20 protein-coding genes are annotated in these 20,372 nt (G+C 70.5%); 5 read left to right on the top strand and 15 right to left on the bottom strand.

Annotation, left to right across the window (positions count from 1 at the left end):
* Positions 1–70 precede the first annotated feature (70 nt).
* Positions 71–463, bottom strand: a complete 393-nt coding sequence (locus tag AB0P17_RS16225) for an SCO5389 family protein (protein ID WP_365811410.1) — start codon at positions 461–463, stop codon at positions 71–73.
* A 214-nt stretch (positions 464–677) separates the two neighbouring features.
* Here AB0P17_RS16225 and nucS point away from each other — a divergent pair, with 214 nt between their 5' ends.
* Complete coding sequence (gene nucS, locus AB0P17_RS16220) at positions 678–1,349, top strand: endonuclease NucS (RefSeq protein ID WP_365811408.1); 672 nt, start codon at positions 678–680, stop codon at positions 1,347–1,349.
* Positions 1,350–1,511: 162 nt separating this feature from the next.
* Here the strand turns inward: nucS and AB0P17_RS16215 are convergent, their stop codons facing one another.
* The 3 genes from AB0P17_RS16215 to AB0P17_RS16205 all read right to left on the bottom strand — a co-directional run bounded on the left by AB0P17_RS16215 (position 1,512) and on the right by AB0P17_RS16205 (position 6,118).
* The gene (locus tag AB0P17_RS16215; protein ID WP_365811406.1) at positions 1,512–4,379 is read right to left on the bottom strand and encodes an ATP-binding protein; all 2,868 of its coding nucleotides are present in this window, start codon (positions 4,377–4,379) and stop codon (positions 1,512–1,514) included.
* 248 nt (positions 4,380–4,627) lie between these two features.
* Positions 4,628–4,951: an STAS domain-containing protein gene (locus AB0P17_RS16210; protein ID WP_066956508.1), complete on the bottom strand. Its 324-nt coding sequence runs from the start codon at positions 4,949–4,951 to the stop codon at positions 4,628–4,630.
* A gap of 318 nt (positions 4,952–5,269) precedes the next feature.
* The gene (locus AB0P17_RS16205) at positions 5,270–6,118 is read right to left on the bottom strand and encodes a 3-hydroxyacyl-CoA dehydrogenase family protein (RefSeq protein WP_365811404.1); all 849 of its coding nucleotides are present in this window, start codon (positions 6,116–6,118) and stop codon (positions 5,270–5,272) included.
* A 258-nt stretch (positions 6,119–6,376) separates the two neighbouring features.
* Between AB0P17_RS16205 and AB0P17_RS16200 the strand changes: the two genes are divergently transcribed.
* Positions 6,377–6,949: a cob(I)yrinic acid a,c-diamide adenosyltransferase gene (locus AB0P17_RS16200; protein ID WP_365811402.1), complete on the top strand. Its 573-nt coding sequence runs from the start codon at positions 6,377–6,379 to the stop codon at positions 6,947–6,949.
* A 12-nt stretch (positions 6,950–6,961) separates the two neighbouring features.
* Here AB0P17_RS16200 and AB0P17_RS16195 read toward each other — a convergent pair whose 3' ends face one another.
* Positions 6,962–7,549, bottom strand: a complete 588-nt coding sequence (locus tag AB0P17_RS16195) for a hypothetical protein (RefSeq protein ID WP_365811400.1) — start codon at positions 7,547–7,549, stop codon at positions 6,962–6,964.
* Between the two features lie 242 nt (positions 7,550–7,791).
* On the opposite strand from AB0P17_RS16195, the gene AB0P17_RS16190 reads away from it, so the two are divergent.
* The 3 genes from AB0P17_RS16190 to AB0P17_RS16180 all read left to right on the top strand — a co-directional run bounded on the left by AB0P17_RS16190 (position 7,792) and on the right by AB0P17_RS16180 (position 11,701).
* Positions 7,792–9,009: a histidine kinase gene (locus AB0P17_RS16190; RefSeq protein WP_365811536.1), complete on the top strand. Its 1,218-nt coding sequence runs from the start codon at positions 7,792–7,794 to the stop codon at positions 9,007–9,009.
* Positions 9,006–9,656 (top strand): response regulator transcription factor, encoded by a 651-nt coding sequence (locus AB0P17_RS16185; RefSeq protein WP_365811398.1) that lies wholly within the window; start codon positions 9,006–9,008, stop codon positions 9,654–9,656. The genes AB0P17_RS16190 and AB0P17_RS16185 overlap by 4 nt, the downstream gene beginning before the upstream one ends.
* Positions 9,657–9,907: 251 nt before the next feature.
* Positions 9,908–11,701 (top strand): glycoside hydrolase family 18 chitinase, encoded by a 1,794-nt coding sequence (locus tag AB0P17_RS16180; protein ID WP_365811535.1) that lies wholly within the window; start codon positions 9,908–9,910, stop codon positions 11,699–11,701.
* Positions 11,702–11,857: 156 nt separating this feature from the next.
* Here the strand turns inward: AB0P17_RS16180 and AB0P17_RS16175 are convergent, their stop codons facing one another.
* The 10 genes from AB0P17_RS16175 to AB0P17_RS16130 form a co-directional block, all read right to left on the bottom strand.
* The gene (locus AB0P17_RS16175; protein ID WP_365811397.1) at positions 11,858–12,304 is read right to left on the bottom strand and encodes a DUF2550 domain-containing protein; all 447 of its coding nucleotides are present in this window, start codon (positions 12,302–12,304) and stop codon (positions 11,858–11,860) included.
* 142 nt (positions 12,305–12,446) lie between these two features.
* The gene (locus AB0P17_RS16170) at positions 12,447–12,821 is read right to left on the bottom strand and encodes a F0F1 ATP synthase subunit epsilon (RefSeq protein WP_365811395.1); all 375 of its coding nucleotides are present in this window, start codon (positions 12,819–12,821) and stop codon (positions 12,447–12,449) included.
* A 122-nt stretch (positions 12,822–12,943) separates the two neighbouring features.
* The gene (atpD, locus tag AB0P17_RS16165) at positions 12,944–14,398 is read right to left on the bottom strand and encodes a F0F1 ATP synthase subunit beta (RefSeq protein WP_365811393.1); all 1,455 of its coding nucleotides are present in this window, start codon (positions 14,396–14,398) and stop codon (positions 12,944–12,946) included.
* Entirely contained in the window at positions 14,398–15,330 is a 933-nt protein-coding gene (locus AB0P17_RS16160) for a F0F1 ATP synthase subunit gamma (RefSeq protein WP_365811391.1), read from the bottom strand. The genes atpD and AB0P17_RS16160 overlap by 1 nt, the downstream gene beginning before the upstream one ends.
* A 20-nt stretch (positions 15,331–15,350) precedes the next feature.
* Complete coding sequence (atpA, locus tag AB0P17_RS16155) at positions 15,351–16,946, bottom strand: F0F1 ATP synthase subunit alpha (RefSeq protein WP_365811389.1); 1,596 nt, start codon at positions 16,944–16,946, stop codon at positions 15,351–15,353.
* Between the two features lie 157 nt (positions 16,947–17,103).
* Positions 17,104–17,919 carry a F0F1 ATP synthase subunit delta gene (locus AB0P17_RS16150; RefSeq protein ID WP_365811534.1) on the bottom strand — a complete coding sequence of 272 codons (816 nt, stop codon included), beginning with the start codon at positions 17,917–17,919 and terminating at the stop codon, positions 17,104–17,106.
* A gap of 2 nt (positions 17,920–17,921) precedes the next feature.
* Entirely contained in the window at positions 17,922–18,476 is a 555-nt protein-coding gene (locus tag AB0P17_RS16145; protein ID WP_365811387.1) for a F0F1 ATP synthase subunit B, read from the bottom strand.
* Positions 18,477–18,518: 42 nt separating this feature from the next.
* Positions 18,519–18,752 carry an ATP synthase F0 subunit C gene (atpE, locus tag AB0P17_RS16140; RefSeq protein ID WP_329829493.1) on the bottom strand — a complete coding sequence of 78 codons (234 nt, stop codon included), beginning with the start codon at positions 18,750–18,752 and terminating at the stop codon, positions 18,519–18,521.
* Between the two features lie 76 nt (positions 18,753–18,828).
* Positions 18,829–19,650: a F0F1 ATP synthase subunit A gene (atpB, locus tag AB0P17_RS16135; RefSeq protein WP_365811386.1), complete on the bottom strand. Its 822-nt coding sequence runs from the start codon at positions 19,648–19,650 to the stop codon at positions 18,829–18,831.
* 225 nt (positions 19,651–19,875) lie between these two features.
* Positions 19,876–20,313 carry a hypothetical protein gene (locus tag AB0P17_RS16130; RefSeq protein ID WP_365811384.1) on the bottom strand — a complete coding sequence of 146 codons (438 nt, stop codon included), beginning with the start codon at positions 20,311–20,313 and terminating at the stop codon, positions 19,876–19,878.
* Positions 20,314–20,372 lie beyond the last annotated feature (59 nt).

Below are 20,372 nucleotides of genomic sequence, written 5' to 3'. Positions count from 1 at the left end.
GGAACGTCAGGGACGCTGCCGCTCCGGCACCGTGGTCTCACCCACGGCGCGGGAGCGGCAGCCGAAACCGTCAGCAGTCCCGGAGTTCGGGGGACTGGTTGAGCAACTGCGCCCTCACGGAGGTGAAGAGGGCGAGCCGCTCGTCGACCGAGGGGTCCAACGGGAACACCGCGACGCGGTGGCAGTTCTGGAACGCGAGCCGCACTCCGAAGTGACGCTGGAGCGCACCGCGAATGGCATCACTCGCGAGCGCGCGCAGCAGTTGACCACGTGCCTGCTCGTCCGGCGGAGGCGTCTGGTTGTCGGCGAACTGTCCACCGTCCACCTTCAGCTGAGCCACCAGAGAACTGATCATCTCCCATGCGTAGGGCAGGGAGGTCCGGACGCAGTCGACGAATTCCGCTTCGTCGACCTCGCCTCGCTCGGCCTGATCCAACAGTGCCGGTGAGACGTCGAGCGACATGGGTTCTCCTCTCGCGACCCCGCGGGGCACGGGGCCTTACGGGCAGGGAAGGAGGCGACGACGACGCAGCGTGCACGACCGGCGACCTCCCGCATCCACGTTAGGCGCGCCAGGGGGACGGCACCAGGAGAACGGGACCACAACCGGCCAATAACGAACGGGGGCTTCCAGGGCGAATCGCGCGCGGCGGTGGCAGTCGAGTAGCGTGCCGACCATGCGTCTCGTCATTGCCCGCTGCTCCGTCGACTACGCGGGCCGGCTCACCGCCCACCTGCCCTCCGCCCCCCGTCTCATCCTGGTCAAGGCGGACGGCAGTGTGTCCATCCACGCCGACGACCGGGCGTACAAACCCCTCAACTGGATGTCTCCGCCTTGTACGTTGAAGGAGGGTACGGACGAGGACACCGGCGTCTGGACCGTCATCAACAAAGCGGGCGAGAAATTGATCATCACGATGGAGGAAGTTCTCCACGACTCGTCCCATGAGCTGGGCGTCGACCCCGGTCTCATCAAGGACGGCGTGGAAGCACACCTCCAGGAACTGCTCGCCGACCGCATCGAGACGCTGGGCGAGGGGTACAGCCTCATCCGCCGCGAGTACCCGACGGCGATCGGCCCCGTGGACATCCTCTGCCGCGACGCCGACGGCGCCACCGTGGCCGTGGAGATCAAGCGGCGCGGCGAGATCGACGGGGTGGAGCAGCTCACCCGCTATCTGGAGCTGCTGAACCGCGACCCGCATCTGGCGCCGGTGAAGGGTGTGTTCGCGGCGCAGGAGATCAAGCCACAGGCGCGGGTGCTGGCGACGGACCGGGGCATCGGGTGCGTGGTGCTGGACTACGACGGCATGCGGGGCATCGAGGACGACAAGCTGCGCCTGTTCTGAGCCGCCCGGCCGGCCCGTACCCACTCGGACCGGCCCCCGGCAGCTCGCACCGACTCGTCATGCGGCGGGAGGTCCGGCGGGGCGCGCACACCGCGCCCGGCCGGACCTCCCGCCGTTGTACCTGGCGACGTAACAACACCTCACCGCAACGCGGTCACGCCGTCACGCGACGACGCTCGGCTCGGCGGGCCTCTCCTCGCTCAGGCTCGGGTCCGGGCCACTCACCGTGGTCTGCGGGGCCGACGGCGGGGGCGCCGTGTCCGAGTCCGTCGGCTCGCCGGTGGGCTCGTCCGTGGGCGGGGTGGCGGGCGTCGAGGGCGACGGCGCCTCCGAGGACTCGGAGGGCGTGTCCGACGGCTCGCCCGAGGGATCGGCCGGGTCCTCCGAGGTGGACGGGGAGCCGCCGGGGGACGAGCTGGTGTCGTCGGACGGGGTGCCCGAGGGCGACGACGAGTCGGAGGGCGACGCGCTGTCCGTCGGGTCCGTCGGGCTCGGGGACTCGGGTCCGGCCGGGACGCCACCGGGGTTGAGGGTCGAGGTGTCGACCGGCTGCTCGGCGGGCCGGCCGTCGTCGCCGTTGCCGTCGTCCGGTTCCGTGGACTGTTCCGTACGGACCTTGTCCGGCGGCGCGTTGTCACCGCCGGAGGTCGCGCCGAGGGTCACCACCGTGCCCAGCACGGCCGCGAGTACGGCGCCCGCGCCCGCCGCGACCAGGTTGCGGCGGGCACCGCCCAGCGCCGGGCGGCGGCCGACGCCGCCCACCGCCCCGGACCTGGCGGCATGGGCCGGGCGGAGACCCGAACCGGGCGGCAGGACAGGGGTGTCGCGCCGGGTCACCAGCGTCATGTTCTCGCCGGAACCGGTCCCGGAACCGGCTCCGGACGCGGCGACCGCCCCGGTACCCGACGCCGGAGTGGCGCCCGGCCCGGAACCGTGGCCGGCGGCCGGTCCCGTCCCCGGGTGCGCGGGCTTCGACAGCCCCGGCAGCTCGGGGAGTCCGGCCGCCCGCGCCGTCGACTCCTCGTGCCGTACGGGCGGGACGGGTACGGCCGGCTTCGCCCCGGACAGCGCGGCCTCGCGATCGGTGACCAGGGCCAGCGCCCTGCGCCCCGCGACCGTGCCGATCTTGTCGGCGAGGGCGCCGCGCATCCCGATGGACGCCTCCAGCTCGGCGCGGGCCCGGTCCAGGTTGCCGACGCAGAGCGCGAGCACGCCCAACTCGTGGTGGAAGTACGCCTCTTCCGCGACCTCTCCGGCCATCCTGGCGGCCTCGGAGCCGGCCCGCAGGGCCCGTTCCCAGGCGCCCCAGTGCAGCCCCGCGAGGAACGCGGGCGCCGCGCTGCGGGCCAGCAGGACCGCGGCGCTGGGGTGGCCCGCCTCCGTGCCGGGCACCAGCGGCCCCATCGCGGCGAGGATGGCGTCCGCCTCGGCGGCGGCGCGCTCGGGGGTGACCGAGGGGTGCCCCGCCCACCAGGCGTAGTGCTGGGCGGCGGTGAGGGCATGGGCCACGGCGTCGTCGCCGTACCCCTGCGCCTCCAGCTGTGCGGCGACTCCGGGCGCGAGCCGGTAGCGGCCGCCGACCGGGGTGAGCAGCCCGCAGCTCATCAGCTCGCCGAGGGCGGCGTCCGCGTGGGTGTCGCCCACCAGCGCGGGCAGGTGCGCCTGGTGCGGGACCTCGCCGCCGAGCGCGACCGCGAAGCGCAGTGTGGCGCGCGCGGACTCGCTCAGCCGGGCGGCGAGCGGGATTGCGGGCGCGGCCCCCTCGCCGAGGGTCGGCAGCGGGATGTCGTAACCACCGGGGACGGCCGGCCCGGCGGGCGGCGTGCTCCCGGCGCCCGGGGCGCCGGACGTGCGCTCCGGCGTGCGCTCGAAGGGGCGCACGAAGGGCTCGAACTCGTCGACAGCGTCCGCCCCGGCGCGCACCAGGTCACGCTGGCGCAGCAGCGCGCCGGCCTGGACGAAGCGCAGCGGCAGCCCCTCGGACTCGAACCAGAGGTCGCCCGCCCAGTTGGCCTCCTCGTCGGTGAGGGGCCGTTCGACGACATGTTCCAGGAGTTCCAGCGAGGAGCCGCGGCCCAGACCGCCGAGGACGACCTCTTCGAGGCGGGCGTCCGGCGAGGGCACGGCGGTCTCGGGGGTGGCGGCGCACAGATAGGCGCACTCCGGGGTGGCGGCGAGGAGTTCGTCCAGCGCCTCGCCGCCCAGTTCCAGATCGTCGAGGAGCACGATCGCGCCGATGTCCCCGACGCGTGCGAGGAGTTCGGCGCGGTCGGGACGGACGAGCGGTGAGTGGTGGACGGCCGCGTACAGCTCGTACAGCAGCTCGGTGGCGGTGCGCCGGTATCCGGAGAGCCGTACGACGCCGTCGGGCGCGAGGTCCGCGCACTCCGCGCCCACCGCCTCGATCAGCGCGGTGCGCCCGGAGCCGGCAGGCCCGGTGAGCCGTACGGAACGGCCGCGCCCCAGCAGCTCCGCCAGCCTCGCGCGCTCCTCGCGCCGCTCCAGCAGCGGGAGCGCGGGCGCGGCGGGCCCCGGCGGCACGGGCGGCCGGCCGGCCCGCTGGACGTCGGCGCGCTCCTCGGCGGTGCGCCGGGCGGGGGCGGTGTGTTCCCGTCCCGGCGGGCGGAGTTCGATCTCGCTGCCGTCGACGGGGTTGACCGTCAGAAGGAGGTCGCCCGAGACGAGCTGGACCGTACGGACGGGCTGCGCCGGAGTGATGGGGCCCGCGCCCTTGATGTGGGCGACGGCCGGGGGCGGGCCGGGCGCCGGGGCCGGGGGGACGCCGGGCGTGATCTCCAGGCGGGGCGGGCGCGGCGGCTCGGCCACCGCGCCGCCGGTCCTGGCGGATTCGCCCTCGTGCACGCTCACCTCGGCGCGTTCGGCGCCGTACCGCCCGTCGCCGGACATGTGGTCACCCGTCGCGTTGTCACCACTCGGGGTGTCGTTCCGTACGCCGTCGCCGTGCCCGTCGTCGTCACGCGCGACGTCGCGACGGCCGTGCTCCTCCGGCCCCCGGTGTATCGGGTCCATCGGGTCCATGGTGAAAAGCCCCCCAGATCATGGCGTGCCGTCGCCCCCGGCCTCACACGCCCATCTGCTGCTTCTGGTCCGGTGCCTGCTCTGTAGGGTCCGTCGATCCGCTGCCGCCGGCCCTAAACCTCCGCCCAGTATCTACGAACAGCCGGGGTGGCACCGTGTTCTGGACATCACGGTCTCGTGAGGATTGTGCGTGGGGTGGTCGCGCGTCCCGCCGGGGACCCGGCCGGTGTGGGGCCGGGTCAGACCCGAGGGAGCGATTCCGCGGCGATGCCGCCCTCGATGGCGAGGATGCGGTGCAGTCGGGTGGCCACCAGCAGACGCTGCATCTGCGGCGGGACACCCCTCAGCACAAGCCTCCGGCCACACCGCCCGGCGCGTCGGTGGGCTCCCATGATGACGCCGAGTCCGGTGGCGTCCCAGGAGTCCAGTTCGGTCAGGTCCAGCACCAGATCGCCGGCTCCGTCGTCGACGGCCGAGTGCAGGACCGTACGGGCGTCCGCCGCGCTGCGTACGTCGAGGCGGCCCCCGACGACCAGCTCGGCGTGGTCGCCCCTGATGTGCATATGCTCTCCCCGAGGATGCTTCCGTGCTCCGGTCGGTATCTGTCTGTTCTGTTCTGGTCTTGCTTGCCCGGTCTTGTTCTACCCGGACTGGTCTTGCCCGGTCTTGCTCTGCCCGGTCCTGCCCGGTCCGATCCTGCGGTTCCGCTCCGGTCCGATCGTGTCCCGCCCGAATCCTGCGGTTCTGTTCCGGTCCCCCAACAACTGACTGCGGGACGGCCCGAGAAGTTGCCGTCCGTTGGCGAACCGATACCGAATTCACCCCGTGGGGTGAGGGGAACGGCCGACGCGGCCGGCGCCGTGCCCGGCGCCGGCCGGACTTCAGTGCTTGTAGAAGCCCTGCCCGCTCTTCCGGCCGATGTCACCGGCGTCCACCATCCGGCGCATCAGCTCCGGCGGGGCGAACTTCTCGTCCTGCGTCTCGGCGTAGATGTTGCCCGCCGCGTGGAGCAGGATGTCGATCCCGGTCAGGTCAGCGGTGGCGAGCGGGCCCATGGCGTGGCCGAAGCCCAGCTTGCACGCGGTGTCGATGTCCTCGGCGGACGCGACGCCCGACTCGTAGAGCTCCACGGCCTCCATGACGAGCGCGGAGATGAGCCGGGTGGTCACGAACCCCGCCACGTCGCGGTTGACGACGACACAGGTCTTGCCGACCGACTCGGCGAACTCCCGCGCGATGGCGAGGGTTTCGTCGCTGGTCTTGTAGCCGCGCACCAGCTCGCACAGGCGCATCATCGGCACCGGCGAGAAGAAGTGCGTGCCGACGACGCGCTCCGGGCGCCCGGTGACCGCCGCGATCTTGGTGATCGGGATGGCCGAGGTGTTGGAGGCGAGGACGGCGTCCTCCCGTACGAGCTTGTCGAGCGCGCGGAAGATCTCGTGCTTGACGTCGAGCTGTTCGAAGACGGCCTCGACCACGATGTCCGCGTCGGCCACGGCGTCCAGATCGGTCGTCACGGTGATCCGGGCGAGCGCCGCGTCGGCGTCGGCCTCCTCCAGCTTGCCCTTGGCGACGAACTTGCCGTACGAGGCCCGTATGCCGGCCACGCCCTTGGCCAGGGCCCCATCGGTCACATCACGCAGCACGACGTCCCAGCCCGCCTGAGCCGAGACCTGCGCGATACCGGACCCCATGAGTCCGGCTCCGATGACGGCGAGCTTCCTGGCCACAACGCACCCCACGTTTCCCGTTCGGCATCTGTTCAGCTTTAGCGCATATTTACTTACGCTGTCCCTGCCGGAGGTTAGCGGTCACGGAGCGCCGTGTAACGGCGAAGAGATGCGCGTCACGTCTCACATGACGGACATCACACCGACGCACCCCGTCCGCGCACACCGTCCTCACACTTCCGCCCGGCGCGCGCCCCCATCACAGGGCGCGCGCGGCGTACTTGAGCGCCGGGGCCAGCGGCTGATTAGGCTGGCCGAATGGTCAAACTGACGCGCATCTACACCCGTACCGGCGACCAGGGCACGACGGCGCTCGGCGACATGAGCCGTACCGCCAAGACCGATCCGCGGATCGCCGCGTACGCCGACGCCAACGAGGCCAACGCCGCCATCGGCACCGCGATCGCCCTGGGGCAGCTCCCGGAGGAGGTCGTGAAGGTCCTGGTCCGCGTCCAGAACGACCTCTTCGACGTGGGCGCCGACCTCTCGACGCCCGTGGTGGAGGCGCCGGAGTTCCCGCCGCTGCGGGTCGAGCAGGCGTACATCGACAAGCTGGAGGCGGACTGCGACCACTTCCTGGCGGGCCTGGACAAGCTCCGCAGCTTCATCCTCCCCGGCGGCACCCCCGGCGCGGCGCTGCTGCACCAGGCCTGCACGGTGGTGCGACGGGCCGAGCGCTCGACGTGGGCGGCGATGGAGGCGCACGGCGAGGTGATGAACCCGCTGGCGGCGACGTATCTGAACCGCCTCTCCGACCTCCTGTTCATCCTGGCCCGCGTGGCCAACAAGGAGCTGGGGGACGTGCTCTGGGTGCCGGGCGGCGAACGCTGACGCGCCCGCGGGTCAGCGTTTCGTCAACCGCTCGGGGCGCTCCACCCGGGTCGGCCCGCCGGAGTCCACCGGGGGCTTCTTCGGCCACAGCACGTACGTCAGGGCGATCACGCCGTGGATCCCGGCCGCCCGCAGCGCGGTGCCCTGCCAGGCGGTCAGGGACCCGGTGTCGTTGGCGTCGCCCACGTACCCGATCGCGAGCTGGAGCAGCCCGATCGCGACCGCGGCGCCGAGCAGCGTACGGAGCCACAGCATGGCCTCGTGACGGGCGCGGGCCGCGCCGTACCGCGGCGGCTTCGGCGGGCGCGGTGCGCCCGCGAGGCGGTGCGCGGCATGGCCGTCGAGCCACCTGACCGTGTAGTGGCCGTAGGCGACGGTGTAGCCGATGTAGAGCGCCGCGAGACCGTGTTTCCAGTCCGGTTCCGCGCCGTTCCTCAGGTCGACGGCCGTGACGACGAGCAGGACGACCTCCAGCAGCGGCTCCAGCAGCAGGACCGCCGCGCCCAGACGCCTCATCCCCGCCAGGTAGCGCAGCGCGAGCCCGCCGGCCAGCAGCACCCAGAAGCCGACCTCGCAGATGATGATCAACGTGACGATCACGGTGGTCTCTCCTTTCCTCGTCCCTCCCAGCTTCCCGGCGCGCCCCGCGCCCCGCGTCGTCGCCGGTGACGAGAGGGGACTGCATCCTTCGGTGTACGCCGACGCGTCGCGGGCTCCGCCGGTGTGTGGAGGCCGGGGCGCGGCGGGCCGTGTTTGATGGAGGGGTGATCGCCTCCCCGTCCCGGCCCCGCTCCCCCGGGCGCCGCCCGCCGCGCGTCCCGCGACCGCACCGCCATGACGTGATGATCGCCGCGGCCGGGCTGTGCGGCGGTCTCGTCCTGTGGGGCATCGGGCTGGACACGAAGGCGGTGGGGCTGCTGCCCGGGGCGTGGGTGCTGGTGCCGCTGGTCGTGACGGCCGGCCTGGAGCTGCTGCGCAGGACCGCGCCCCGGCCGGCGCTGATCCTGGCCACGGTCGCCCTGGTCGCGGACCAGTTCACGTCGGGCAGTGTGGCGACGGTGCTGATGTTCACGGACATCATCTACGCGGCCGTGCTGTACGGGACTCCGGCCGCCGCCCGCCGTATCCCCCGTACGACCGTGTACATCACCGTGGCGATGACCGTCGGGTTCACCGCCTGGCTCCAGACGGTGGAGTCCCTGCTCATCGGTGTGGCCACCGCACTGGTCGCTTTCGCCCCCGCCTCCACCGGCGCCCTCGTACGCAATCACCGCGAGGCCGCCGAGACGGCCCGGCTCCGGGCGGAGCAGACCGCGCTGCTGGCCGAGATCGACCGGACGCAGGCGGTGACCGCCGAGCGCTCCCGGATGGCGCGTGAACTGCACGACATGGTCGCCAACCACCTGTCGGCCATCGCGATCCACTCGACCGCCGCGCTCTCCCTCGACGACGCGGGCACGAGCAGGGACGCGCTCGCCGTCATCCGGGAGAACAGCGTGGCGGGGCTCGCCGAGATGCGGCGGCTGATCGGACTGCTGCGGGAGGGCGACGGGGAGCGCGAGCCGGCCGCCGCGCCGACCCTGGACGCGCTGGACACCCTGCTGGAGCAGGCCCGCACGAACGGTGCCTCCAGCGGGCTCGGCTTCACGCTGACCGACCGGCGCGGCACCGCGCCGGCCGACGACGAGGACGCGGGCCACCCCAACACGCTGCCCGCGCCGGTCGGGCTGGCCGCGTACCGCATCGTCCAGGAGTCGCTGACCAACGCGCTCAAGCACGCGGTGCCCGGCACGGTCGCCGTCGAACTGGCGCTCACGGACCACACCCTGGCCGTAACGGTCACCAGCCCGTTCGGCGACCGGCCCGGACCGCGCGCCCCGGGGTCCGGCGCGGGCCTGGTGGGGATGCGCGAGCGGGTCGCCCTGCTGGACGGGGTCTTCGAGGCGGGCCCGGTCACCGCGGAGGACGGGGCCGGCGGTACGGACAAGGTCTGGGTGGTACGGGCGGACCTGCCGGTCGCACCGGCCGGACGGGCCGGGGAAGGGGACACGACGCGATGACGATCCGGGTTCTGGTCGCGGAGGACCAGTCGGCGGTACGGGCGGGGCTGGTGCTGATCCTGCGCAGCGCGCCCGACATCGAGGTGGTCGGGGAGGCCGCGGACGGCGAACGGGCGGTCGCGCTCGCCCGTGAGCTCCGCCCCGACCTGGTGCTGATGGATGTGCAGATGCCGCGCCTCGACGGGGTGTCGGCGACCCGGCAGGTGGTCGCGGAGGAGCTGGCGGACGTCCTCGTCCTCACCACGTTCGACCTGGACGAGTACGTCTTCGGGGCGCTGCGCGCGGGCGCCTCCGGCTTTCTGCTGAAGAACGCCGAGGCGGGTGAACTGCTCACCGCCGTACGGACGGTGGCGCGCGGCGAGGGACTGATCGCGCCCGCGGTCACCCGGCGGCTGATCGCGGAGTTCGCCGCGCCCCGGCCGGTGCGGGCGCCCGGCGGGCCCGATCCCGCGATCCTGGACGTGCTGACACGCCGGGAGCGCGAGGTGCTCTCCCGGCTGGGCGAAGGGCTGTCGAACGCGGAGATCGCACGGCGGCTCGACATGGCGGAGGCCACGGTGAAGACCCATGTGAGCCGGGTCCTCGGCAAGCTGGAGCTGCGCAGCCGGGTCCAGGCGGCCGTGCTCGCCCAGGAGTTGGGCGTCTGAGGAACCCCGGCCGGCGGATGCGTCGAGACCTCTGCTTTGGTCTGGACCTATTGACGAGTGGTCCAGACCTTCCTACTCTCACCGCACACACTGCGGTGAGCCCTGCGGTGTGTGCTCACGTCCCGTACGTACTCCGGTCCTCACCCCAGGAGCACGCCTTGAACACCCGACGCATCCCCCATCCCCACAGACCCGGAGAGAGAGACCGGGGCAGAGACAGAGGCAGACGCGGTTCCCGCGGCGTCGCCGCCCTGACCGCCCTGCTGCTCCCCCTCGCGGCCCTGGTCGGTCTGGCCACCCCGGCCCAGGCCGCCACCTCCGCCACCGCCACGTACACCAAGGTCTCCGACTGGGGCACCGGCTTCGAGGGCAAGTGGACGGTGAAGAACACCGGAACCACCGCCCTCAGCTCGTGGACGGTGGAGTGGGACTTCCCCTCCGGCACCGCCGTCACCTCCGGCTGGGACGCCGACATCACCGGCTCCGGCAACCACTGGACCGCGAAGAACAAGTCCTGGAACGGGACGCTCGCGGCCGGCGCCTCGATCAGCTTCGGCTTCAACGGCTCCGGCACGGGCTCCCCCACCGGCTGCAAGCTCAACGGCGCCTCCTGCGACGGCGGTCCCAGCGTGCCCGGCGACAACCCGCCCTCCGCCCCGGGCACCCCGACCGCGAGCGACATCACCAACACCTCGGTCAAGCTGAGCTGGAGCGCGGCCACCGACGACAAGGGCATCAAGAACTACGACGTGCTGCGCGGCGGCGCCAAGGTCGCCACCGTCACCGGCACGACGTACACGGACACCGGACTGAGCGCGGGCACGGACTACTCGTACACCGTCCAGGCACGGGACACCGCCGACCAGACGGGCCCCGTCAGCGGCGCCCGCGCGGTCCGTACGACCGGCTCCACCGACCCGGGCAACCCGGGCGCCAAGGTCAAGCTCGGCTACTTCACCGAGTGGGGCGTCTACGACCGGAACTACCACGTCAAGAACCTGGTGACGTCGGGGTCGGCGAGCAAGATCACGCACATCAACTACTCGTTCGGCAACGTCACCGGCGGCAAGTGCGTCATGGGTGACAGCTACGCCGCGACCGACAAGGCGTACACCGCCGACCAGTCCGTCGACGGCGTCGCCGACACGTGGGACCAGCCGCTGCGCGGCAACTTCAACCAGCTGCGCAAGCTCAAGGCCAAGAACCCGAACATCAAGGTCCTCTGGTCCTTCGGCGGCTGGACCTGGTCCGGCGGCTTCGGCCAGGCCATGCAGAACCCGGCCGCCTTCGCGCAGTCCTGTTACGACCTGGTGGAGGACCCGCGCTGGGCCGACGTGTTCGACGGCATCGACCTGGACTGGGAGTACCCGAACGGGTGCGGCCTGTCCTGCGACACCAGCGGTCCGGCCGTCTTCAAGAACATGATGCAGGCGATGCGCGCCAAGTTCGGCGCGAACAACCTGGTCACCGCCGCCGTCACGGCGGACGCCTCGGCCGGTGGAAAGATCGACAAGGTCGACTACGCGGGCGCGGCCCAGTACATGGACTGGTTCAACGTCATGACGTACGACTTCTTCGGCGCCTTCTCCGCGCAGGGCCCGACGGCCCCGCACTCCCCGCTCACCTCGTACCCGGGCATCCCGCAGGCGGGCTTCAACTCCGCCGAGGCGATCGCCAAGTTCAAGGCGCAGGGCGTGCCGGCGAAGAAGCTGCTGCTCGGCATCGGCTTCTACGGACGCGGCTGGACCGGGGTCACCCAGGCCGCCCCGGGCGGCACCGCGACCGGACCGGCGCCCGGCAGGTACGAGGCGGGCATCGAGGACTACAAGGTGCTCAAGACCAGCTGCCCGGCCAACGGCACGGTCGGCGGTACGGCGTACGCGTACTGCGGCACGAACTGGTGGAGCTACGACACCCCGGCGACGATCCGGTCCAAGATGGCCTGGGCCAACCAGCAGAGCCTGGGCGGCGCGTTCTTCTGGGACTTCACCGGGGACACGGCCGACGGTGAACTGGTGACGGCGATCAACAGCGGACTCGGCTGACCGCTCGATCGCACGGAGGACGACCACGCACCACAGGGGCGGTGCCGCGCACGCGGTGCCGCCCCTCTCCCACGCCCGTGGAGCGACCGTCCGCACGGGCGACGTCCTGCTCAGGCGCCCACCGCTCCGGTGCCTTCCGCACCGGCGACGTCCTGCTCAGGCGACGTTCACACGCTGTCCCGGCGGCGCCGCCTCCAGCCAGGCCAGAAAGCCCGTGAGCGCGTCGTCACTCATCGCCAGCTCCAGCTTGACGCCGTCGTGCGTACAGCCCAGGATCACCGCGTCGGAGAGGAGCGCCAGCTCCTCCTCGCCCTCGGGGGCGCGGCGGGCCAGCACCTCGATGGCGGAGCGCTCCAGCGTACGGCGGGGGCGCGGCGCGTACGAGAAGACCCGGAACCAGTTGATGCGGTCGCTGTTGTAGCGGGCGACCCCGTACACCCAGCCCTTGCCGGAGAGATCCGGCTCCTCTGGAACGTTCCACCGCAGACTGCAGTCGAAGGTGCCACCGGAACGCTGGATCAGCCGCCGGCGCAGTCCGAAGACGAAGAGCCCCACCGCAACCAGTACGACGACCAGTCCGCAGACAAGCAGAGCGAGGACCATCAACACCGACCTCCTCGCCTCATCCAGTTACCGGAACAGGAACCGCATACCGCTGTACCGCACCCGCATCGCCTCAGCCGCGACCCGGTCCGGAGGGGTCCGGAGCGAGCCGCGGCTGAGGGTGAATCCGTTGCGACGACCCTTAATGGGCCGCCACCGCACGCAGCCGGACGGCGGCGCGACGCTCGGCGGCGTCGTCCTCGCCCGACTTGGCACGCTCCAGCGCCAGCTCCGCGCGCTGGGTGTCGATCTCGTCCGCCAGCTCGGCGATCTCCGCGAGCAGCGAGAGCTTGTTGTCGGCGAACGACAGGAAACCGCCGTGGACAGCCGCCACGACCGTTGCGCCGTCACTCGTACGAATGGTCACCGGGCCCGACTCCAGCACACCGAGCAGCGGCTGGTGACCGGGCATGACGCCGATGTCGCCGGAGGTGGTACGCGCGACGACCAGCGTGGCCTCGCCGGACCAGACACTGCGGTCCGCGGCGACCAGCTCGACATGCAGCTCAGCAGCCATGGGTGGCTCCTCGGGTCACCACCCGGCCGTATCGCCGGGTGTTGGCTTCAATTCTATGGGGTGTCGATGAGGGCATCGGAGGGGGGGCGGGACGAACCCGCCCCCCTCCCTGAACCAGAGGCTCAGGAAACGCCGAGTTCCTTGGCCTTGGCCTTCAGGTCGTCCAGGCCACCGCACATGAAGAACGCCTGCTCGGGGAAGTGGTCGTACTCCCCTTCGCAGATCGCGTTGAACGCGGCGATCGACTCGTCGAGCGGCACGTCGGAACCGTCCAGGCCGGTGAACTGCTTGGCGGCGTGGGTGTTCTGCGACAGGAAGCGCTCGACGCGACGGGCACGGTGGACGACGAGCTTGTCCTCCTCGCCCAGCTCGTCGATACCGAGGATCGCGATGATGTCCTGGAGGTCCTTGTTCTTCTGCAGGATCCCCTTGACGCGGCTGGCCGCGTCGTAGTGCTCCTGCGAGATGTACCGCGGGTCCAGGATGCGGGACGTCGAGTCCAGCGGGTCCACCGCCGGGTAGATGCCCTTCTCCGAGATCGGACGCGACAGCACGGTCGTCGCGTCGAGGTGCGCGAACGTCGTGGCCGGGGCCGGGTCGGTCAGGTCGTCCGCGGGCACGTAGATCGCCTGCATCGAGGTGATCGAGTGACCACGGGTCGACGTGATGCGCTCCTGGAGCACACCCATCTCGTCCGCCAGGGTCGGCTGGTACCCCACCGCGGACGGCATGCGGCCGAGCAGCGTGGAGACCTCGGAACCGGCCTGGGTGAAGCGGAAGATGTTGTCGATGAAGAGCAGCACGTCCTGCTTCTGCACATCGCGGAAGTACTCCGCCATGGTCAGCGCCGAGAGCGCCACCCGCAGACGGGTCCCCGGCGGCTCGTCCATCTGGCCGAAGACCAGCGCGGTCTTGTCCAGCACGCCCGAGTCGGTCATCTCGTCGATGAGGTCGTTGCCCTCACGCGTGCGCTCACCGACACCGGCGAACACCGAGACACCGTCGTGCAGCTTGGCCACACGCATGATCATTTCCTGGATGAGGACCGTCTTGCCGACGCCCGCACCACCGAACAGACCGATCTTGCCGCCCTTGACGTACGGGGTCAGCAGGTCGACGACCTTCAGGCCGGTCTCGAACATCTCGGTCTTCGACTCGAGCTGGTCGAAGGCCGGGGCCTTGCGGTGGATCGGCCAGCGCTCGGTGACCTGCGCCTCGGCCTCCGGCTCGTTCAGGATCTGACCGAGGGTGTTGAACACCTTGCCCTTGGTGATGTCACCGACGGGCACCGTGATGCCGTTGCCCGTGTCGGTCACCGGGGCCTGGCGGACCAGACCGTCGGTGGGCTGCATCGAGACCGCGCGGACCAGGCCCTCGCCCAGGTGCTGGGCGACTTCGAGGGTCAGCGTCTTGAGCTTGCCGTCCTCGGCCGGGTCGGCCACCTCGACGTGCAGCGCGTTGTAGATCTCCGGCATCGCGTCGACGGGGAACTCCACGTCGACGACCGGGCCGATGACCCGGGATACGCGGCCCGCGGCCGTGCTCCCCGGGGTGGCCGCCTCAACTGTGGTCGTCATTAATTTTCACTCCCCGCGGTCGCGTCGGCCAGGGCGCTCGCGCCACCGACGATCTCGCTGATTTCCTGGGTGATTTCGGCCTGGCGGGCCGCGTTGGCAAGCCGGGAGAGGCTCTTGATGAGATCCCCGGCGTTGTCGGTCGCCGACTTCATCGCGCGACGGGTGGCAGCGTGCTTGGAAGCGGCGGCCTGGAGCAGCGCGTTGTAGATACGGCTCTCGACGTAGCGCGGCAGCAGGGCGTCGAGGACGTCCTCCGCCGACGGCTCGAAGTCGAACAGCGGCAGGACCTCGGCCCCCCGCTTGAGGACCTCGGCGGACTCCTCCGCGGTGCTCGGGGTGAGCGCCAGCGGCAGCAGCCGGTTCTCGATCGGGGTCTGCGTCATCATCGAGATGAACTCGGTGAAGACGATGTGGATCTCGTCCACCCCGCCGTGCGTCGTGTCCTTGGTGATCGCCTCGATGAGCGGGGCGGCCACCGCCTTCGCGTCGGCGTAGGTGGGGTTGTCCGTGAAGCCCGTCCACGAGTCCGCGACCGGACGCTCACGGAAGCCGTAGTACGCGACTCCCTTGCGACCCACGATGTAGGTCTCGACGTCCTTGCGCTCATTGATGAGCCGGCTCGTCAGACGCTCGGCCGCCTTGATCGCGTTCGAGGAGTAGCCGCCGGCCAGACCGCGGTCGCTCGTGATGAGCAGGACCGCGGCCCGGGTCGGACGCTCGACCTCGGTCGTCAGGGGGTGCTTGGTCGTGGAGCCGGTCGCCACCGCGGTCACCGCGCGGGTGAGCTCGGTCGCGTACGGCGTCGATGCCGCCACCTGGCGCTGCGCCTTGACGATGCGCGAGGCGGCGATCATCTCCATCGCCTTGGTGATCTTCTTGGTCGCGGTGACGGATTTGATGCGACGCTTGTAGACCCGGAGCTGGGCTCCCATGAGTCAGGTCCCTTCCGTCGTCACTTGGAGGCGTTGACGGCCGGCGCGTCGTCCCCGAGGAGCTGCCCGTCCGACGTCTCGAACTGCCGCTTGAAGGCGGCGATGGCGTCCCCGACGGACTGCAGCGTGTCGTCGGACATCTTGCCGCCCTCGGCGATGCTGGTCAGCAGCTCCTTGCGCTCACGGCGCAGGTGCTCCAGCAGCTCGCTCTCGAAGCGGCGGATGTCCTCGACCGGTACGTCGTCCATCCGACCGGTGGTGCCGGCCCAGACGGAGACGACCTGCTCCTCCATCGGGTACGGCGCGTACTGGGGCTGCTTCAGCAGCTCGACCATGCGCTTGCCGCGCTCCAGCGACGCCTTCGAGGCCGCGTCCAGGTCGGAACCGAAGGACGCGAACGCCTCCAGCTCGCGGTACTGGGCGAGGTCCACGCGGAGCCGGCCTGAGACCTGCTTCATGGCCTTGTGCTGGGCGGAGCCACCGACACGGGAGACCGAGATACCGACGTTCAGCGCGGGCCGCTGGCCGGCGTTGAAGAGGTCGGACTCCAGGAAGCACTGGCCGTCGGTGATGGAGATGACGTTGGTCGGGATGAACGCGGAGACGTCGTTGGCCTTCGTCTCGACGATCGGCAGACCCGTCATCGAACCGGCGCCCAGCTCGTCGGAGAGCTTGGCGCAGCGCTCCAGCAGACGCGAGTGCAGGTAGAAGACGTCGCCCGGGTACGCCTCACGGCCCGGCGGGCGGCGCAGCAGCAGGGAGACGGCGCGGTAGGCGTCGGCCTGCTTCGAGAGGTCGTCGAAGATGATGAGGACGTGCTTGCCCTCGTACATCCAGTGCTGGCCGATGGCCGAACCGGTGTACGGCGCCAGGTACTTGAAGCCGGCCGGGTCGGACGCGGGGGCGGCGACGATGGTCGTGTACTCCAGCGCGCCGGCCTCCTCCAGGGCACCGCGCACGGACGCGATGGTGGAGCCCTTCTGGCCGATGGCGACGTAGATGCAGCGGACCTGCTTCTTCGTGTCGCCGGAGCGCCAGTTGTCACGCTGGTTGATGATCGTGTCGACGGCCAGGGCGGTCTTGCCGGTCTGGCGGTCGCCGATGATGAGCTGGCGCTGGCCGCGGCCGATCGGCACCATGGCGTCGACGGCCTTGTAGCCGGTCTGCATCGGCTCGTGGACCGACTTGCGGACCATGACGCCGGGGGCCTGCAGTTCGAGGGCGCGGCGGCCCTCGGTCGCGATCTCGCCGAGGCCGTCGATCGGGTTGCCGAGGGGGTCGACGACGCGACCGAGGTATCCCTCGCCGACCGCCACGGAGAGGACCTCGCCGGTACGGGTGACCGGCTGCCCCTCCTCGATACCGCTGAACTCACCGAGGACGATCGCACCGATCTCGCGCTCCTCGAGGTTGAGGGCGAGACCGAGGGTGCCGTCCTCGAACTTCAGCAGCTCGTTCGCCATGGCCGAGGGAAGTCCCTCGACCTTGGCGATACCGTCGCCGGCCACGCTGACCGTACCGACCTCCTCGCGCGAGGCCGCGTCCGGCTTGTACGACTGGACAAAGTTCTCCAGCGCGTCCCGGATCTCCTCCGGCCGGATCGTGAGCTCCGCCATCTGGGTTCCCTGCTCTCCTTGTTGGGCCCGAAGTTTCTTGGGGGTCTGCGTTCTTGCCTCTGGGGGCGACCCCCAGGAATCTTCTGCAATTCTCTGCACGGCCCAACCGGGCCGCTGTCCTGCTCTGTCGCTCTGTAACTCTGAAAACCTGCCGGCGTCAGCCGGCCAGCCGCCGGGTCGCCTCGTCGAGACGCTCCGCGACCGTGCCGTTGACGACCTCGTCACCGACGCGGACCGACACCCCGCCGAGGACCTCGGGGTCCACGTCGAGGTTGAGGTGCATCGGGTGGCCGTACAGCTTGGCCAGTGCCGCGCCGAGGCGCCGCTTCTGCCCCTCGGTGAGCGGTACCGCCGAGGTCACGACGGCGACCATCCGGTCCCGGCGCGCCGCGGCGAGCCGGGAGAGGGTCTGGAGACCCGCTTCCAGGCTACGTCCCCGGGGCAGCGTCACAAGACGCACTACCAGGCGTTCCGTGGCCGGATTGGCCCGGCCGCCGAGCAGGCTGCGCAGCAGCCCGGTCTTGGCGGTGGCCGTCGCCGACTGGTCGGTGAGCGCGGCGCGCAGCGCGGGGCTGGACTCGACGATCCGGCCGAACCGGAACAGCTCGTCCTCGACGTCGTCCAGACCGCCGGCCCGCTGCGCGTCGGTCAGCTCGGCGATGGAGGCGAGCTCCTCGATCGAGTCGACCAGGTCGCGCGGCTGCGACCAGCGGCTGCGGACCATGCCGGTGACCAGGTCGGCGGTGGAACCGCCCACCTGGCCGCGCAGCAGCGACCCGGCCAGCTCGGCCTTGGACTCGCCGGTCCGTGCCGGGTCGGTCAGGACCCGGCGCAGCGACACCTCACGGTGGAGCAGCGCGGTGACGGCGGCCAGCTCGTCCGCGAGCTTCGCGGCGTCGACCGACGTGGAGTCGGTCAGCGCGTCGAGACGCTCACGTGCGGCGGACTGCGCCTCGCGGCTCGCCCCGCGCACCGTCATCGGGTGGCCTCGGCCTTCGAAGCGCCGTCCTCGAGCTCGTCGAGGAAGCGGTCGATGGTGCGGCTCTGCCGGGCGGAGTCCTCAAGGGACTCGCCGACGAGCTTGCCGGCCAGGTCGGTGGCGAGCTTGCCCACGTCCTGACGGAGCGCGCTGGCCGCGGCCTTGCGGTCCGCCTCGATCTGGGCGTGCCCGGCGGCGATGATCTCTTCCCGCTGCCGCTGCCCTTCCGCCTTCATCTCCTGGATGATGGCGGTGCCCTGCTCGGTCGCCTCCTGACGGAGCCGGGCGGCCTCGTGCCGGGCCTCGGCGAGCTGGGCCTTGTACTGCTCCAGGACGCTCTGGGCCTCGGTCTTGGCGGCCTCCGCCTGCTCGATCCCGCCCTCGATGGCCTCGCGCCGCTCGTCCAGAACCTTGTTGATGTTCGGGAGGAGCTTCTTGGCGAGGAAGCCGAGGACGATGACAAAGGCGATCAGGCCGATGACGAGCTCGGGGATCGGCGGGATCAGCGGGTTCTGCGCTTCCTCCGCCGCGAGCTGAACCATGGGGTTCACATCAGTGCCTTTCGTCTAAAAAGCTGGTGGTCGCGGTTCGTCTTACGGGTAGACGAAGGGCATGACCAGGCCGATGAGGGCCAGCGCCTCACAGAACGCGAAACCGAGGATCTGGTTGGCGCGGATGAGGCCGGCGGCCTCGGGCTGACGGGCCAGGGCCTGCGTACCGTTACCGAAGATGATGCCGACGCCGACGCCGGGGCCGATGGCGGCAAGACCGTAACCGACGGAGCTGAGGGAGCCGGTGACGGCGGCAAGGGTCTCAGTGGCAGCCATGCTGATTCTTCCTTCTCTTTCACGGACCGGTGGGGGTTGGCCACCGGACGTCTGCGGGATCTGAAGTAGTGGGCGTTCAGTGGCTCTCGGCGAGCGCGCCCTGGATGAAGCTGCACGTCAGGAGGACGAACACATAGGCCTGGACGGCCTGGATGAACAGCTCGAAGGCGGTCATCACGATGACCATCACGAACGAGACACCGGCGTAGGCGATGCCGATCCCGTTCAGCAGGTACCAACTGGCGATCGTGAAGAGCAGCAGCAGCGTGTGGCCCGCGAACATGTTGGCGAACAGTCGCACCGCGTGGGTGAACGGCCGGACGAGCAGGTTCGAGAAGAGCTCGATGGGCATGGACAGCGCCAGGACCGGGCCGAGCGACTTGTCGTAGCCGGTGAAGTTCTTGAAGGCACCGACGAAGCCGTGCCGCTTGAAGGTCAGCGAGACCCACGTGATGTAGACGATGGCGGCCAGGCCGACCGGGTACGCGATGATCGAGGTCACGGGGAACTGGGCGACCGGGATGACGGACCAGAGGTTCATCATCCAGACGAAGAAGAACAGCGAGACGACGAGCGGAACGTACTTCTCGCCTTCCTTCTTGCCGATCGTCTCGTAGACGACGCCGCGCCGGATGAAGTCGTAGCCGGCCTCACCGATCATCTGGAGCTTGCCGGGCACCACCTTGGGCTTACCGAAAGCAGCCCAGAAGAAGCCGACGATGATGATCGAGCCGAGCAGCGCCAGCAGCATCGTCTTGTTGAAGTACACGTTGCTGTCCGCGTTGCCGAAGATCGGCTCGAACAGGAACGAGTGCAGGCCGGGTGCCGGAAAGCCACAACCGTCGAAGATGTGGCAGTCGGTCTCGAAGGCGAGCACCTGCGTCGGGTCAGCACTCACCGCGGGCTCCTTCAGCATGGCGCATAGGTACGGCAACCTCGTTGTGTCGGCGCGGCGCGCGGCCGCGGTTCGGCACTGGACTGGTGTGACGGATGTGGGAACAGCGGTCGGGCGTTGAGCCTCGCGCAGGAACAGGCGTCAGCTCGGATGCCCGCGCCCGCAATGCCGCAGTTGGCACCGGACGATAGCAGTTTCCCGAACGGGCACTTATCCCGGCCCTACCCCTCACGCCGATGACCCTGACTTCTCGGCCTTTCCGGCCGTCGAGGACTCGGGTTCGACGTAGAGGATCTTGGCCTTCATGTGGGCACGCGCCTGTGCGGCGATCCAGACGAGGGTCGCCACGACGAGCGTGAAGGCGAACGCCTTCGGTTCGAACAGTGTCGTGTTCTTGAACAGGCCGACAAAGATGACCAGCAACAGGAGCTGAGCCGTGTAGAGCATCAGACCCATCGCCTGGAAAAGGTGCGGAAGTGACTTGGCCGTGCGTTCGAGCACCACGAGCCCGATACCCATGAAAACGATCACCACCAGTGTGCCGACCGCGGCTCCCAGCGCCCCCTTGCCGCCCGCGACCACACCACTGACGGCCGCGGCGATGACGCCGACGGCAGCGGTGGGCACGGCGGTGTGAAGGAGGTTCCGGACGTCGTTGGACGGCATGGCGGCAGCTCCGCTGAATGGGTGGGGCAGGTGGTGTCGTCACAGACGAGCGTATGCCC

It is taken from the genome of Streptomyces sp. NPDC088124, from assembly GCF_040685895.1.
In the GTDB taxonomy this organism is placed as follows: Bacteria; Actinomycetota; Actinomycetes; order Streptomycetales; family Streptomycetaceae; genus Streptomyces.
The sequence above is the reverse complement of the archived record's forward strand: the minus strand, read 5'-3'. Positions and strand labels throughout refer to the sequence as shown.

Excerpts from the sequence above, each read along its gene's own strand:
- AB0P17_RS16225 (WP_365811410.1), bottom strand. The coding sequence starts at position 463 with ATGTCGCTCGACGTCTCACCGGCACTGTTGGATCAGGCCGAGCGAGGC.
- nucS (WP_365811408.1), top strand. The coding sequence starts at position 678 with ATGCGTCTCGTCATTGCCCGCTGCTCCGTCGACTACGCGGGCCGGCTC.
- AB0P17_RS16215 (WP_365811406.1), bottom strand. The coding sequence starts at position 4,379 with ATGGACCCGATACACCGGGGGCCGGAGGAGCACGGCCGTCGCGACGTC.
- AB0P17_RS16210 (WP_066956508.1), bottom strand. The coding sequence starts at position 4,951 with ATGCACATCAGGGGCGACCACGCCGAGCTGGTCGTCGGGGGCCGCCTC.
- AB0P17_RS16200 (WP_365811402.1), top strand. The coding sequence starts at position 6,377 with ATGGTCAAACTGACGCGCATCTACACCCGTACCGGCGACCAGGGCACG.
- AB0P17_RS16190 (WP_365811536.1), top strand. The coding sequence starts at position 7,792 with ATGATCGCCGCGGCCGGGCTGTGCGGCGGTCTCGTCCTGTGGGGCATC.
- AB0P17_RS16185 (WP_365811398.1), top strand. The coding sequence starts at position 9,006 with ATGACGATCCGGGTTCTGGTCGCGGAGGACCAGTCGGCGGTACGGGCG.
- AB0P17_RS16175 (WP_365811397.1), bottom strand. The coding sequence starts at position 12,304 with ATGGTCCTCGCTCTGCTTGTCTGCGGACTGGTCGTCGTACTGGTTGCG.
- AB0P17_RS16170 (WP_365811395.1), bottom strand. The coding sequence starts at position 12,821 with ATGGCTGCTGAGCTGCATGTCGAGCTGGTCGCCGCGGACCGCAGTGTC.
- atpD (WP_365811393.1), bottom strand. The coding sequence starts at position 14,398 with ATGACGACCACAGTTGAGGCGGCCACCCCGGGGAGCACGGCCGCGGGC.
- AB0P17_RS16160 (WP_365811391.1), bottom strand. The coding sequence starts at position 15,330 with ATGGGAGCCCAGCTCCGGGTCTACAAGCGTCGCATCAAATCCGTCACC.
- atpA (WP_365811389.1), bottom strand. The coding sequence starts at position 16,946 with ATGGCGGAGCTCACGATCCGGCCGGAGGAGATCCGGGACGCGCTGGAG.
- atpE (WP_329829493.1), bottom strand. The coding sequence starts at position 18,752 with ATGGCTGCCACTGAGACCCTTGCCGCCGTCACCGGCTCCCTCAGCTCC.
- AB0P17_RS16130 (WP_365811384.1), bottom strand. The coding sequence starts at position 20,313 with ATGCCGTCCAACGACGTCCGGAACCTCCTTCACACCGCCGTGCCCACC.